The 15,136-nt window shown below is 75.7% G+C and carries 8 protein-coding genes; 4 read left to right on the top strand and 4 right to left on the bottom strand.

Annotation, left to right across the window (positions count from 1 at the left end):
* The first annotated feature begins 26 nt into the window (after positions 1 to 26).
* The gene (gene fhuB, locus AB0N76_RS06435; RefSeq protein ID WP_363553759.1) at positions 27 to 2,201 is read left to right on the top strand and encodes a Fe(3+)-hydroxamate ABC transporter permease FhuB; all 2,175 of its coding nucleotides are present in this window, start codon (positions 27 to 29) and stop codon (positions 2,199 to 2,201) included.
* Positions 2,202 to 2,221: 20 nt separating this feature from the next.
* Positions 2,222 to 3,445, top strand: coding sequence for an enterochelin esterase (gene fes / locus AB0N76_RS06430; RefSeq protein ID WP_363553757.1), 1,224 nt, complete (start codon positions 2,222 to 2,224; stop codon positions 3,443 to 3,445).
* Positions 3,446 to 3,555: 110 nt separating this feature from the next.
* Here the strand turns inward: fes and AB0N76_RS06425 are convergent, their stop codons facing one another.
* On the bottom strand, positions 3,556 to 4,110 hold the full coding sequence (locus AB0N76_RS06425; protein ID WP_363553755.1) for a hypothetical protein: 555 nt from the start codon (positions 4,108 to 4,110) through the stop codon (positions 3,556 to 3,558).
* 196 nt (positions 4,111 to 4,306) lie between these two features.
* Here AB0N76_RS06425 and AB0N76_RS06420 point away from each other — a divergent pair, with 196 nt between their 5' ends.
* Together AB0N76_RS06420 and AB0N76_RS06415 are read left to right on the top strand one after the other, a co-directional pair.
* Entirely contained in the window at positions 4,307 to 4,639 is a 333-nt protein-coding gene (locus AB0N76_RS06420) for a hypothetical protein (protein ID WP_363553753.1), read from the top strand.
* A 170-nt stretch (positions 4,640 to 4,809) separates the two neighbouring features.
* Complete coding sequence (locus AB0N76_RS06415; protein ID WP_363553751.1) at positions 4,810 to 5,787, top strand: GNAT family N-acetyltransferase; 978 nt, start codon at positions 4,810 to 4,812, stop codon at positions 5,785 to 5,787.
* A gap of 151 nt (positions 5,788 to 5,938) precedes the next feature.
* Here AB0N76_RS06415 and AB0N76_RS06410 read toward each other — a convergent pair whose 3' ends face one another.
* The 3 genes from AB0N76_RS06410 to AB0N76_RS06400 form a co-directional block, all read right to left on the bottom strand.
* Positions 5,939 to 7,387: a DHA2 family efflux MFS transporter permease subunit gene (locus AB0N76_RS06410; RefSeq protein WP_363553749.1), complete on the bottom strand. Its 1,449-nt coding sequence runs from the start codon at positions 7,385 to 7,387 to the stop codon at positions 5,939 to 5,941.
* On the bottom strand, positions 7,384 to 7,584 hold the full coding sequence (locus AB0N76_RS06405; protein WP_363553747.1) for an MbtH family protein: 201 nt from the start codon (positions 7,582 to 7,584) through the stop codon (positions 7,384 to 7,386). Before AB0N76_RS06405 ends, AB0N76_RS06410 begins: the two co-directional genes overlap by 4 nt.
* A gap of 173 nt (positions 7,585 to 7,757) precedes the next feature.
* The gene (locus tag AB0N76_RS06400) at positions 7,758 to 15,044 is read right to left on the bottom strand and encodes an amino acid adenylation domain-containing protein (RefSeq protein ID WP_363553745.1); all 7,287 of its coding nucleotides are present in this window, start codon (positions 15,042 to 15,044) and stop codon (positions 7,758 to 7,760) included.
* Positions 15,045 to 15,136 lie beyond the last annotated feature (92 nt).

The raw sequence follows: 15,136 nt of genomic DNA, 5'->3' as shown, positions 1-15,136 counted from the left end.
GATGACCATTAGGTTAGCCTTACCTTATGACATTGTCGCAAGTGGGTACCGCCGAGGCGGCCGACGCGGACCCCTCCGTCCCCGCCCCGCCCTCGGCCGGAGGCGACCGCCGCAGGACCTGGCCGGCCGTCGGCGGCATCCTCGCCGCCCTGCTCGCGCTCACGGCGCTCTCGCTGTCGGTCGGCGCCGGCGAGGTCGGCCCCGGCCGGGTGCTCGACTACCTGCTCGACACCGGCGGCGCCCGCTCCGACAGTCACCTCGCCCTGGTCGTCGGCGACCTGCGACTCCCCCGCACCCTGACCGCCCTGCTGGTCGGCGCCGCGCTCGGCGTGGCCGGCGCCCAACTGCAGGCCGTCACCCGCAACCCGCTCGCCGAGACCGGCCTGCTCGGCGTCAACGCCGGCGCCTCGCTCGGCGTCGTCCTCGGCATCGCCGTCCTCGGCGTCCAGACCTCGTACGCCTACCTGGCCCTCGCCTTCGGCGGCGCCGTCCTCGCCAGCGGACTGGTCCTGGCGATCGCCGGCAGCCGGGGCGGCGGCTCGCCCATGCGGCTGGTCCTCGGCGGCTCCGCGGTCGGCGCCACCTTCGGCGGACTCACCGGCGTGCTGATCGTCAACTCCCCCGAGGCGTACGACCGGTACCGGGTCTGGGTGCTCGGTTCGCTGGCCGGTGTGGAGGGCTGGACCACCCTGCGCCAGCTCGCCCCGGTGCTCGGCGTCGGCTTCGTCGTCGCCCTGCTCACCACCCGCCCGCTGTCCGCGCTCGCGCTCGGCGACGACCTCGCCCGCGGCCTCGGCCACCGCCCCGGTGCCACCCGCGCCGCCGTCGCCCTCGCCGTCACCCTGCTCACCGCCTCCGCCGTCGCCCTGGCCGGCCCGGTCTCCTTCCTCGGCCTGCTGGCCGGTTTCCTCGCCCGCGCCGCCGCCGGCCCCCGGGTCGGCCGGCTGACCGTGCTCGCCGGACTCGTCGGCGCGGCCGTGCTCACCGGCTCCGACGTGCTGGCCCGGGTGGTGGCCCGCCCGTTCGAGGCCCCGGTCTCGGTGATCGTCGCGCTGATCGGCGCCCCCACCCTGATCGCCATCGTCCGGTCCCGGAAGATGGCCGCGCTCGGCATGACCGACACCGCCCCCGCCGAGACCTCCGGCCGCGCCGACCGCAGCACCCAGGACGCGCCGCCCCGCCCCGACCTGGTGTTCCGGCGCGGCGCGCTGTCCGTGCTGCTCCCCCGCCGCTCCGCGCTGGCCGCGCTCGGACTGGCCGCCGTGCTGCTCGCCGCGGTCACCGTCTCCGCGCACGCCGGCCAGAGCGAACTCGACCTCGGCCGCACCTTCCAGGCCGTCTTCGGCTACGGCGACCGCCTCGACGTGTTGCTGGTGCAGAAGTTCCGGCTCGGCCGGATCGTCGCCGGACTCGCCGCCGGCGCGGCGCTCGGCCTGGCCGGCTGCCTCACCCAGACCCTGGCCCGCAACCGGCTCGCCACCCCGGAACTGCTCGGCGTCAACGACGGCGCCACCGCCGCCGTGCTGATCTCGGTCACCGCCTCCGGCGCGTTCGGCGCCTGGTGGGCCGGCCCGATCGGCGCGCTGGTCGCCGTCGCCGTGGTCACCCTCGTCTCCGGCGGGCTCGGCGCGCGCGGCTACCGGGTGCTGGTCGTCGGCCTCGCCATGTCGGCCCTCGCCTCCGCCGTGATCCAGGTGGCGCTGGCCCGCCGCTCGCTCAACTCCGCCTCCTCGCTGTACGTCTGGACCTCCGGCAGCCTCAACGGCCGGGACTACGAGGTCGCCACGCCGGTGCTGATCGGCCTCGCCGTGCTGGTGCCGCTCGCCCTGGTGGTGGCCCGCCGGCTCGCGGTGCTGCGCTTCGACGACAACGTCGCGTCCTCGCTCGGCGTCGACCCGGGCCGGGTCCGGCTCGCCTGCCTGCTGCTGGCCGTCGCGCTCGCCGGGCTCGCCGTCGGGATCTGCGGACCGGTCGGCTTCGTCGCGCTCGCCGCGCCGGTGATCGCCGGCCGGCTGGCCGGACCGGCGCGGGTACCAGTACTCGGCTCCGCCCTGGTCGGCGCGGTGCTGATCGTGCTGGCCGACACCCTGGGGCGGGTACTGATCGACGGCATCGAGATCCCGGTCGGCATCGTCACCACGGTGCTCGGCGGCCCCTTCCTGCTCTGGGTGTTGCTCGGCCGCAAGGGCAACCCGGCCTAGTCCGTTGAGGAGTTATCGCAGTGCAGAGTGAACAGACCACCCCCGAGGACGAGTTCTGGGCCCGGGTGGCCACCGAGGGCGCGCCGCTGGTCGACCCCGACCCGGACGACCCGGCGTACCGGCTGGTCACCTTCGTCCTCCGCGACGGGACGGCGGGTGACGCGACGGCGGGTGACGCGGTTGCGGACGAGGCGGGGCCGTACGACGGTGTGCTCGCGCTCGTCCACACCGTCACCGACAAGGACCGGCACGCCGGCGACCTCACCCCGCACCTGATGGAGCGCCGCCCCGGCGGCTGGTCCCGCACCTACCGGCTGCGCGCCGACCACCGGGCCTCCTACCAGCTGTACCCGGTGCGCGGCGCCGTCCCCGGCACGGCCCGGGCCGACTGGCTGCGGGTCCTGGACGGCGCCCGTCCCGACCCGCTCGACCACGGCACGGCCGCCGGCCCGCGGCTGCCCGCCCGCGACGGCCGCCACCCCTCCTCGGTGCTCGCGCTGCCCGACGCGCCCGCCCAGCCGCACGCGGGGCGGCGTCCGGACGTGCCGCGCGGCCGGACCGTCCCCGCCGAGGTGGCCGGACGGCGGGTCGACGTGCACCTGCCCGCCGGGCACCGCGCCGACGACGGCCCGTACCCGGTGCTGGTCCTGCTGGACGGCGAGATGTGGGGCGAGGTGCTGTCGGTCGGCGACACCCTGGACAACCTGACGGCCGAAGGCCTGATCCCGCCGACCGTCGCCCTGCTCGTCCACACCATGGGCCCCGGCCGGCCGGACGACCTCAGCTGCAACCCGGACTTCGTCGACCTGCTCGCCGACCGGGTGCTGCCGTGGGCGTCCGCCCGGTTCCGGACCACCGCCGACCCGGCCCGCACCGTGATCGCGGGCCAGAGCGCGGGCGGCCTGACCGCCGCCTTCGCCGCCTTCCGGCGACCCGCGCGGTTCGGCAACGCGCTCTCCCAGTCCGGCTCCTTCTGGTGGCCGGACGGCACCGAGTTCGACGCGGGCAGCGAGTGGCTGACCCGCCAGTTCGCGGGCCAGGAGCGGCGGACGGCCCGGTTCTACGTCGAGGTCGGACTGCAGGAGTGGATGCTGCTCCCGCAGAACCGGCACCTGCGGGACGTGCTCACCGCGCGCGGCTACGACCTCGCATACCGGGAGTTCAACGGCGGCCACGACTACGCCTGCTGGCGGGGCGGCCTCGCCGACGGCCTGGTCCACCTGCTGGGCGGGACCACCGGCTGAAACGCGCGCGTCCCCGTACGACACCGGCCGAGTCGGGCGGGCCGTACGGGGACGCGGGCGCGCGGGGGCCTGCGCCGGGTAGGCGTGGTGACGCGGGCTCGGTGCGCGGACTACGCGGCGGGCGCGGGCCGCTCCGGCGCCGCCGCCTCGCGCAGGGCCCACCAGACGGAGGCGAGCAGCAGGACGCCCGGCACGATGCCCGCGACCGCCGCGATCGCCGCACGGGGCGCGTCGGCGAAGGCCAGGGCCAAACCGACGGCCCCGCAGACGGACATCGCCGCCGCGAGCCGGTTGACCGAGGGCATCCGCCAGACCGCGGCGAGACCGAAGAAGTGGACTCCGACCACCAGGGCGATCCAGCCGACCGCCGCCTGCGGCGTGTGCAGCACATGACTGAGGACGAACAGGCCCGCCACGCCGGCCGCCACCTCGGCGACCACCACGAGCCGGTAGCCCCGGCCGAAGACGCTCGGCCGCGCCGTCGCGGTGGCGGCGGCCTGAGCCGTACGGCTGCGCCGCAGCATGGTGAACAGCCGGAGGAACGCGAGGATCGCGAGGACCCGCAACGGAATTCCGACGGCCGTGGGAAGGGCGGCGGCGTTCACCATGATGAAGGCGAGTCCGAATATGGCGCCGATGAGCCGGGCGGTCTGGTTCGATGTCACGGCGCACAGTCTGGCCGATGTGGATCACCCCGCAAAACCGTGTTCCGCAGGTCCCGACCCCACGCCGTCTGACGGTGCGTCACTCCAGGCCTCCGGGGCGCGAATGCGTGTTGAATCAAAGGTTCGTGAGCGATCGTCCGCTAGTGTGCGTCGACGAAGTGACCGGTGGCGTCATCGACGACGGAAGGACTCACTCATGACCGAGAACTACACGGACCGGCCGACATCGGAATCCGTGCGCATCATCGACTACGAGGAGGCGCGGGTCGTGCCCGGGATCGTTCCGGAGACCTTCATCCTCGTCGTCCGCGGGACCCTGCCGTACCTGAACATGACGGTCCGGCTGTCGCCCCTGGTGTACATCCGGCGGCCGGAGTACTGGGGCATCGAGGTGATCGGCTCGCTGCACGGCCTGGGGCTCACCGCCACCGCCCCGTACACCGTCTCCCTCCCGCTGGACGGCGTCCTGGGGACCAGGGGCATCGAGGTGATCGGGGCGAACCGGACCGAGCAGATCGCCGTGCCGTAGGTCCGATCGGACCTGATCGAACCGGTCGACCCTGATCGGCCCCGGTCGGCCCGGTCGCCGGCCGTGGGTGCCGCGGCGATGGCGGGCCGTTGCGGGAAAGCCCGGCGGGGCGGCCGGAGAGTCAGTAAGGTGTCACATGTGACGCATCCATCTCCGGTCGGCGGTCCCGGGTGATCCGCCCGTTCCAGCCCGCCACCGACTACCCCGCACTGGCGGACCTGCTGTCCGCCGACGCGCCCACGGCCGTCACGGCCGACGAACTCCGCGCCCGGGACGCCGAGTTGCCGCCCCAGGACGGGCTCTCCACCGACCACCGCGGCCTGCTGACCGGTCACGGCCGGATCCGGCTGGTCCAGCCGGGGTGCGGCGGGGACCTCCTCGCCTTCGCCACCGCCTGGCGGGCGCCCTGGACGCCGCCCGGCGACATCGCCTCACTCGCCGTCAGCGCGCCGGGGCGGGCACCGGCCTGGCTGCTCCCGCTCTACGACGGGCTGGAGCGCTGGGCGCGCGAGGCGGGGGCCAGCCGACTGCTCGGCGAACTCGCCGACGGGTCCGGCGAGGCACCCGGCGAGCCCGACAACCACCCGCTCCTCGCCGGTCTGCTGCTCGGTCGCGGCTACCGGGTGGACGCCCACCTCCGCACGGCGACGGCCGCGCTGGACGGGCCGCTCCCGACCCCGCAGCCGCCGCCCGGCGTCCGGTTCGGCAGCCTCGCGACCACCCTCGTCCCCGGGCCGGAGCAACAGCTCCACCAGCTCTACCGCGAGACGCTCCGCGACAACCCCGGCTTCGCCGACACCCTCCCGGGCTTCGACCGCTGGCGGGCCGAGGCGCTGGACGGCGCGGGCGGCCGGCCCGACTGGGTGTTCACCGCCGAGTGCGCGGACCGCATCGTCGGCGTGACCGCCGTCCGCGCCACCCCCGACCCGGCCGCCTGCCACGTCGACTACACCGGGGTGCTGCGGTCGTGGCGCGGCCGCGGACTGGCCCGGGCGCTCAAGCTGCACGCCGCCCACCACCTGGCGGGCCACGGCGTGCTGACCGCGCACACCGAGGTCGAGGCGGGCAACGTCCCGATGGTGGCGGTCAATTCGGCCCTCGGGTACCGGTGGGGGCCGGGCCACCGGCGCCTGGTGAAGGAGCTCTGAGCTCCGCCCCCCGGGACCTCTGCCGGCGGGGCCTCGGCTGCCGAGACCGCCGTCTCCGAGACCTCAGCCTCCGGAACGGCGAGTGGACGGCACCCTGTGCGGGGTGCCGTCCACTCGCCGTCCCGGAACCGTCGGGAACCGTCCGGGCTCGTCAGTCCATCGGCGGCGGGCCCGGGGCCTCCTTCGGCAGGCGGGCCGCGACCAGCGCGCCGAGGGCGACCGCCCCCGCCGTGGCCAACAGGGCGACCCGGTACGGGCCGGGCTCGGCGCCGTGGGTGCCGTCCTCGGCGAGCGCGCCGATCAGAGCCGCGGCGCCGGCGATGCCGAGCGCGCCGCCGAGCGTGCGCACGATGGTGAACAGGCCCATCGCCCGGCCCATCGCGGGCGGCGGGACGTCCGCGAACCCGGCGATCTGCACGGTCAGCACGGCGGTGCCGAGGATCAGGCCCACCCCGAACATCAGCGCCCGGACCGCCCAGGCGTTCTCACCGACACCGGGCACCGCGAGGAGGGCCAGCACCACGGCCGCGAGCAGCAGGGCCGGCAGCGCCAGCCGGCGCGGGCCGAGCCTGGGCAGCAGCCGGTCCACCAGCTGCGAGGCGGCCATCAGGCCGACCGCCTCCGGGAAGACGCTCAGGCCCGCGTCCAGCGCCGAGGCGCCGAGCGCCGCCTGGTAGAGCAGCGGGAAGGCGAACAGCGCGCCCATCAGCCCGGCGGCGGTCAGCAGGGCCAGCCAGCTCGCCGCCCCGAAGGTCCGGTCGGCGAGCAGCCGCAGGTCCACCAGTGGTTCGGCGGTGCGCAGCTGGTGCCGGACGGCCAGGCCGAGCAGCAGCACGCCGAGCACCCCGCCGACCGTCACCGCCGGGGACGTCCAGCCGTGGGCGGGGCCGAAGCCCAGCGCGTAGGTGAGCAGGCCGAGGCCGGGGGTGGCGAGCAGGAAGCCGGTGGTGTCGAAGCGGCCGGCGGGCGGCTCCGACCGGTCGCGCAGGCCGAACAGACCGATGAGCACGGCCGCCACGCCGATCGGCACGTTGACCAGGAACAGCCAGTGCCAGGAGAGGTGTTCGGTGAGGAAGCCGCCGAGCGGCGGGCCGAGGGCGGGCATCAGCGCGGTCGGCACGATCAGCACCTTGCCGAGCCCGGCGCGCTCGTGCGGCTCGAAGGCGCGGAAGAGCAGGGTCATGCCGACCGGGGTGAGCAGGCCGCCGGCCACGCCCTGCACCGCGCGGGCGGCGGTGAGCGCGGCGAGGTCGGGCGCGGCCGCGCACAGGGCGCTGGCCAGGGTGAAGATCGCGAGCGAGGCGAGGAAGACCCGGCGCACCCCGAACCGGTCGCCGAGCCAGCCGGCGACCGGGAGGCCGACGGCGAGGCCGACCAGGAAGGCGGTCTCCACCGCGTTGGCGGCGGAGACCGGACGGCCGAAGTCCCCGGCGATGGTGAACAGGGCCGGGTTGACGATGGTCGAGTCCAGGCCGTTCATGCACATCGCGGCCGTGTAGACGAGGACCACCGCGACGCGCCCCGCGAACAGGGGGCGCGTCGGGGCTTCGGGCCCGGGGGCAGCGGCCGGAGTGCTGTCCGCGGTGTCTGGCTGGGTCATCGGGCCGGGGCCGCCAGATCGGTCCAGTGCGCGGTGATCCAGTCGAGGGCCTCGGCGCGCTCACACGGTCCGTGGGCGACGGTCCAACCGGCCGGGACGGCGGCGAAGGCGGGCCAGAGCGAGTGCTGGCCCTGGTCGTTGACGAGCGCGAGGAACTCGCCGTCGCCGTCGAAGGGGTTGGCGGGGGCGTCACTCATGGGGTGGGTTCTCCAGACGGTCTGGTTGGTCGGTCGGTCGGCTGGGGGCGGTCGGCGGACGAATGACAGTCGACGGACAACAGCTGACAAATGACAGATGACGTTTTCTGTCATCGCATATCTGTCAGCTGTTATCTGTCATCCGTCAACTGTCATTTGTCAGCTGTCAGTCGTCACGCGTCGGCACCGGCACCGGCACCGGCTCCACCGGCACCGGCGTCGAGCCGGGCGAGGTGCTCGGCGACCACGCCCGCGATGTGTGCGATCGGCTCGGGCAGGGTCATGTCCTTGTGGGAGCAGGCGACGTCGGTGTTGTCGATCCGCCCGGCCACGTACGGGGTCCAGAGCTCGGGCACCAGGGTCTCGTCGATGGTGTCGACGACGGCGCGGAAGAACAGGACGTCGCCCTCGAAGCGGCGGTGGTCGTACCCGCGCACCAGGTGGTTGGTGTTGAGGTAGATCCGGTTGAGCGCCTCGACGGTCCCGCCGTCCAGGCCCGCCAGCGGGCTGCCCTCGCGCCGCAGCAGCTCGGTGACGTGGCCGAGTTCGAGCGGCCGGCCGTCGAGGTCGGCCGGCCCGTAGCCGCCCATGGTGAGCAGCGCTTCGAGGGCCTCGGCCTGGTCGGGCACCGGCAGGTCGCGGAAGCCCTCGGCCGGGTAGGCGTCGAGGACGGCCAGCAGCTCGACGGGGCAGCCGAGTTCCTGCAGCCGGATGGCCATGGCGTGGGCGATGATGCCGCCGGTGGACCAGCCGAGCAGCCGGTACGGGCCCTCAGGCTGGACCTCGCGGAGCCGGTCGACGTAGTGCGCGGCCAGTTCCTCCAGCGTCGCGGGCAGCGGCTCGCCCGCGGTGGCGGCGCCGACGCCCTGCGCCTGGAGGCCGTAGATGGGCACGTCGGCCGGGAGGTTGCGGATCAGCCCGGTGTAGCACCAGCTGAGGCCGCCGGCCGGGTGGACGGCGAACAGCGGGTTGCGCCGGCCGGGCGCGGTGGGCCGCAGCGGCAGCAGGACGTCGAGGGCGTCGGCGTCCCTCGCCCCGGCGGACAGCGCGGTGTCGAGCGCGGCGACGGTGGGCGCCTGGAACAGCGTGCCGATGCCGACCTCCAGACCGAGCACGGCGCGGATCCGGCCGGCGAGCCGGACGACCAGCAGGGAGTGCCCGCCGAGCGCGAAGAAGTCGTCGTCGACGCCGACCGCCGGCACGCCGAGCACCTCGGCGAAGAGTTCGCAGAGCTGCTGTTCGCGCGGGTTGCGCGGGGGCCGGCCGGCGCCGGCCGCGGGCGCCTCGGGGGCGGGCAGCACGCGGCGGTCGAGCTTGCCGTTGGCGGTCAGCGGCAGCCGGTCCAGCAGCACGACGGCGGACGGGACCATGTGCACGGGCAGGTCGGCGGCGGTGTGGGCGCGCAGTTCGTCGGCGGTGACCGGCTGGACGGCGGGACCGTCCGGGGCCGCCGGGGCGAGGACGGCGTAGCCGACCAGGCGCTTGTCGCCGGGCACGTCCTCGCGGACGATCACCGCGGCGTCGGCGACCGCCGGGTGGGCGGCCAGCACGGCCTCGATCTCGCCGAGTTCGATCCGGAAGCCGCGGATCTTGACCTGCTGGTCGGCCCGGCCGAAGTACTCCAGGACACCGTCGGCGCGGCGGCGGGCGAGGTCCCCCGAGCGGTACATCCGGCTGCCGCGCTCGCCGAACAGTTCGGCGTACGGGTCGGCGACGAAGCGTTCGGCGCTGAGCGCGGGCCGGCCGAGGTAGCCGCGGGCGAGCCCGGCACCGGCCACGTACATCTCGCCGGTGACGCCGGGCGGGACGGGCTGGAGGTGCTGATCCAGGACGTAGACGCGCAGGTCGGGGATGTTGACGCCGATGGTGCTGCTGCTCCCGGCGGCCGCACTCGCCCGGTCCAGGGCGATGTGGGAGACGTGCACGGTGGTCTCGGTGATGCCGTACATGTTGACCAGGGTGGGCGCGTCGTCGGCGTGCCGCTCGTACCAGTCGTCGAGCCGGCCGAGTTCGAGCGCCTCGCCGCCGAACACCACGTAGCGCAGGGCGAGTTCGCTGCCGGGGCGTTCCCGGTCGGCGGCGCTGAGCTGGTAGAAGGCGGACGGCGTCTGGTTGAGGACGGTGACCCGTTCGCGGGCGAGCAGGTCGAGGAAGGCCGCCGGGTCGCGGCTGACCAGGTGCGGGACGACGACGAGCCGTCCGCCGTGCAGCAGCGCGCCCCACAGCTCCCAGACCGAGAAGTCGAAGGCGTAGGAGTGGAAGAGCGTCCAGACGTCCCGGTGGTCGAAGCCGAACCAGTGGTCGGTGGCGGAGAACAGCCGGACCACGTTGTGGTGGGTGACGGGCACGCCCTTGGGGCGGCCGGTGGAGCCGGAGGTGTAGATGACGTAGGCGGTGTCGTCGGCCCGCAGCGGCCGGGTGCGCTCGTGCTGGGCCAGCGGGACGGCCGGGAAGGCGTCCGCCTCGCCGCCGTCGACCAGGATCTGCGGCACCTGGTGGGCGGGGAGCCGGGGCGCGGTGGCGGCGTCGGTGAGCAGTGCGGCGGGGGCGGCGTCGGCGAGCATGTAGGCGAGCCGGTCGGCCGGGTACTCGGGGTCGAGCGGCAGGTACGCGGCGCCGGACTTGGCGACCGCGAGCAGGGCCGTGACCAGTTCGAGCGAGCGCGGCAGGGCCAGGGCGACGATGGTGCCGGGGCCGATGCCCCGGTCGGCCAGCAGCCGGGCCAGGCGGTCGGCGCGGGCGGCGAGTTCGGTGTAGTCGAGCGAGTCCTCGCCGTAACTGGCGGCGACGGCCCCGGGGTTGGCGAGGGCGGCGGCTTCGAAGAGCTCGGGCAGGGTGGCGCCGGGCGTCGAGGTGACCGGTGTGCCGTTCCACTCGACCAGGGCGCGGTGGCGCTCCTCGGCGCTGATCAGCGGGAGGCGGCCGATGGTGGTGTCGGGCGCGGTGGCGGCGGCGGTCAGCAGCCGGGCCAGTCGCTCGGCGAGCGCGTGGACGGTGGCCGGGTCGAAGAGGTCGGTGCGGTACTCCAGGAAGCCGGCGATGCCGCCCTCGCGCAGTTCGCCCGCGTTGAGGGTGAGGTCGAACTTGGCGGTGCCGGACGGGACGGCGGCGATGGTGGCGGTGAGGCCGCCGCCGAGCTCGAACTCCCGGTCGGGGACGGACTGCCAGGCGAGCATGACCTGGAACAGCGGGTGCCGGGCGAGCGAGCGCGGCGGGTTGAGTTCCTCGACGAGGCGGTCGAACGGCAGGTCGGCGTGGTCGTGGGCGGCGAGGACGGTGCCGCGGACCCGGCCGAGCAGTTCGCGGAAGGTCGGGTCGCCGGAGGTGTCGGTGCGCAGGACCACGGAGTTGACGAAGTAGCCGACCAGGGCGGCGGTTTCGTCGGAGTCGCGGCCGGCCACCGGGGTGCCGACCGGGATGTCGGTGCCGCAGCCGTGCCGGGTGAGCAGGGCGGCGAGTCCGGCCTGGACGGCGGTGAAGACGCTGGTCCCGGTGGCGCGGGCGAGCGCGGCCAGGGCGGCGTGGGCGTCGGCGTCGAGGCGGAACGGCACGGTCGCGCCGTGGTGGGCGGCGACGGCCGGGCGGGGGCGGTCGGTGGGCAGGTCCAGCTGGTCGGGCAGGCCGGCCAGGGTCTTGCGCCAGTGGTCGAGCTGGCGGACGGCCAGCGGGCTGGGCGCGTCGGCCGGGCCGAGGAGCCGGCGCTGCCAGTCCACGTGGTCGGCGAACTGGACGTCGAGCGGAGCGAGTTCGGGGGCCCGGCCGGCGAGGCGGGCGGCGTGGGCGGCGGCCAGGTCGCGGGCGAGCGGGGTGGTGGAGGCGCCGTCGCCGGCGATGTGGTGGAGCAGCAGCAGGAGGGTGTGGGTGCCGTCCTGGTTGGCGAACAGGCTGGCGCGCAGCGGGGGTTCGGCGCTCAGGTCGAAGGCGTACCGGACGGCGTCGGCCAACGGGCCGGTGCCGGTGTGCAGTTCGACCGGGGCGGGCGGGAGGATCCGCTGGTAGGGCTCGCCGTCGGCGGACTCGCCGTAGACGGTGCGCAGGGTCTCGTGCCGGGCCGCGAGGTCGCCGACGGCGAGCGCGAGGGCGTCGCGGTCGAGCGGGCCGGTGAGGGTGAGGGCGAGCGGGATGTTGTAGGTGGGGCTGGGGCCTTCGAGCCGGTAGTGGAACCAGAGGCCGCGCTGGGCCGGGGAGAGCGGCAGCCGTTCGGCGCGCTCGACCGGGACGAGGGCGGGGCGCGGTTCGGGGGCGGAGCGTTCGCGCAGCAGGGCGGCGAGGCCGGCCGGGGTGGGGTTGCGGAAGACGTCGGCGAATCCGACGGCCGTGCCGAGGGTCTCGCGCAGTCGGGCGGCGAGTCGGCCGGCGAGCAGCGAGTGGCCGCCGAGGTCGAAGAAGTCGGCGTCGCGGGGCGGCAGTTCGGCGCGGTCGAGGAGGGCGGCGAACAGCCCGCAGATGATCTCCTCCTGCGGGGTGGCGGGCGCCGCGCCACCGGCCGGGGCGGTGTCCTCGGGTTCGGGCAGGGCGCGGTGGTCGAGCTTGTCGTTGCCGGTGCGCGGAAGTTCGTCGAGGACGAGGACGGCGGCGGGCACCATGTGCTCGGGCAGCCGCTCGGCGAGCGCGGCGCGCAGGGCGGCCGGGTCGGGGGTGGCGCCGGGGGCGGGGACGGCGTAGCCGAGCAGGCGCTTGCCGTGCGGGCCGGGGCGGGCGATGACCACGGCCTGCGCGACGCCGGGCAGGCCGCCGAGGACGGTGGCGATCTCGCCGGGTTCGATCCGGAAGCCGCGGATCTTCACCTGGTCGTCGGCGCGGCCGAGGAACTCCAGGGTGCCGTCGGGGCGGCGGCGGGCGAGGTCGCCGGTGCGGTACATCCGGTCGCCGGGCGGGCCGTACGGGTCGGCGAGGAAGCGTTCGGCGGTGAGGTCGGGGCGGCCGAGGTAGCCGCGGGCCAGGCAGGCGCCGGCGACGTACAGTTCGCCGGTCGCGCCGTCAGGGGCGGGGCGCAGCGAGCCGTCGAGGACGTAGGCGCGCGAGCCCCGGACGACGCGGCCGACGGGGGTGCCGTCCGGGCCGGGGGTCCAGGAGTAGGCGTCGACGGTGGTCTCGGTGGGGCCGTAGAGGTTGACCGGGGCGAGGCCGTCGACGGTGGTGAGGCGGTGCCAGAGCGGGTCGGGGGTGGCCTCGCCGCCGACGGCGACGACGGCGGGGTGGTGCCGGCTCGCGCCGTCCGCGGTCGTCTCGTCCAGCAGGCCTTCGGCGAGCAGGACTTCGAGGTAGGAGGGGGTGACGTCGAGGTAGTCGATCCGCTCGTGGTGGACGTGCGCGGTGAGCGCGGCCGGGTCGCGGTAGGTCTCGTCGTCGAGCAGGTGGAGTTCGTGGCCGTGGAGCATCCACAGGACCGGGTCCCAGGAGGCGTCGAAGGCGAAGGAGGCGCTGTGCGCGACGCGCAGGCGGGTGCGGCCGGTGCGGGCGACGGCGGGGGCGATGTGGTCCTCGCCGTGGCCGGCGTGCAGGTTGGCGAGCGAGGCGTGGGTGACGACGACGCCCTTGGGGCGGCCGGTGGAGCCGGAGGTGTGCAGCAGGTAGGCGGTCTGCGCGGGGTCGGGCTCGGGCAGCGCGGTGACCGGGAGCGCGTCGAGTCCGGCGCGCACGGCGGGGTCGTCGAGGACGACGGCGGGGCGGCCCTCGGTGCCGGGGAGCACCGGGAGCGCGGCGAGGGCGGCGGCGGTGCCGACGGCGCAGACCGGGCGGGCGTCGTCGAGGATGTCGGCGATCCGCTGCCGGGGGTGGGCGAGGTCGAGGGAGAGGCAGACGCCGCCGGCCCGGAGCACGGCGAGCATGGCGACCAGGGTGTCGGTGCCGCGCGTTAGGGCGAGGGCGACCGGGGTCTCGGCGCGGACGCCGAGGGCGGTGAGGCGGTGTGCGAGGCGGGTGGCGGCGGCGTCCAGTTCGGCGAAGGTGAGGGCGGCGGCGCCGCTGCGGACGGCGACCGCGTCCGGGGTGCGGGCGGCCTGGTCGGCGAGCAGGCCGGGCAGGGTGCGGGTGGCGGCGGGCTCGGTGCGGCCGGCGGTGGCGCGGCGCAGGGCGTCCTCGTCGAGCAGGTCGATCCGGGCGATCGGGGTGTGCGGCTCGTTGAGGAGCAGGTCGGCGAGGCCGTCGAGGTAGCGGAGCAGTCCGTCGCGGTGGGCGGCGAGGGCGTCGGCGCCGTAGCGGTCGGGGTGGGCTTCGAGGCCGATCCGCAGGGCGCCGTCGGGGCCGGGCGAGACGGCGAGGGCGAGGTCGTCGACGGGTCCGGCGGCCAGGTTGCGGACGGTGCCGGGCAGGCCGGCCAGGTCGAGGTCGCGTTCGAAGGCCTTGATGTTGACCATCGGGCCGAACAGGGCGCGGCGGGTGCCGGTGAGGGCGAGGTCGCGGCGCAGTTCCTCCAGCGGGTAGCGCTGGTGGCGGCGGACCTCGCGGACCTCCAGGACGACGCGGCGCAGCAGTTCGGCGGCGGTGTCGTGCGGGCGGACGGCGAGGCGCAGCGGGAGGACGTTGGCGGTGGCGACCGGGGTGCGCAGGGCGGCGGGGCCGCGGCGGTTGGCGAGCGGCAGGCCGAGGACGACGTCCTCGGTGCCGGCCAGCCGGTGCAGGTAGCCGGCGGTGGCGGCGAGGACCAGTTCGGCCCAGGTGGCGCGGGCGGCCCGGGCGGCGCCCTCCAGGCGGGCGAGGGTGCCGGTGGGCAGTTCGGCGGTCTGCCGGGGCAGGCCGGCGGGGCCCGCCGGGGTGCCGCCGGGGAGGGTGGCGGGGGCGTCGGCGCCGGTCAGCCGGGCGCGCCAGAACTCGCGGTCGGCGCGGTGGTCCTCGCCCTGGCGGTAGGCGGCCTCCTCGGCGGCGACCTCGGCGGGGGTGGCGAAGGTGCGCTCGGTGGGGCGGGTGCCGGTGGCGTGCGCGGTGTAGAGCTCGGCGACCCGGCCGGCGAGCAGGGTGAGCGCGTAGGCGTCGACGGCGAGGTGGTGGACGCGCTGGTACCAGCGGTGGCGGTCGTCGGCGAGGCGGATGAGGGCCTGGGTGAACAGCGGGCCCTCGGCGAGGTCGACGGGACGGGCCAGGTCGGCGCGCATCCAGGCCTCGGCGGCGGCCTCGGGGTCGGCGTCGGCGCGCAGGTCGAGGCGGTGCAGCGGCCAGGGGCGGCCGGGGGTGAGGCGCTGGCGGGGGGCGGCGGTCTCGGCCTCGGTGACGCTCTCGGTGTCTTCGGCGACCACGACGGCGTGCAGCGCGTCGGCCTCGCCGACGGCCTGGCGCAGGGCGCCCTCGAAGAGGTCGGCGTCGAGCGGGCCGGTGATGTCGACGGCGTCGCCGGTGTTGTAGACCGGGCTGTCGGGGTCGAGCGCCTGGGCGTACCAGATCGCCGCCTGGGTGGCGAGCAGTGGTACGTCGGCGGCGGCGGGGACGGCGACGGGGTCGGACGCGGCCTGGTGGCGACGCATGGTTCTGAGAGCTCCTCGGGTCCGGCGAACGGAACGTCTACTTAGGTTAGCCTAAGCTATCTGCATATCGTCTGGTCAACAGCCTGCCGGGA

The organism is Kitasatospora sp. NPDC093806 (assembly GCF_040683335.1).
Lineage (GTDB): Bacteria > Actinomycetota > Actinomycetes > Streptomycetales > Streptomycetaceae > Kitasatospora.
The sequence above is the reverse complement of the archived record's forward strand: the minus strand, read 5'-3'. Positions and strand labels throughout refer to the sequence as shown.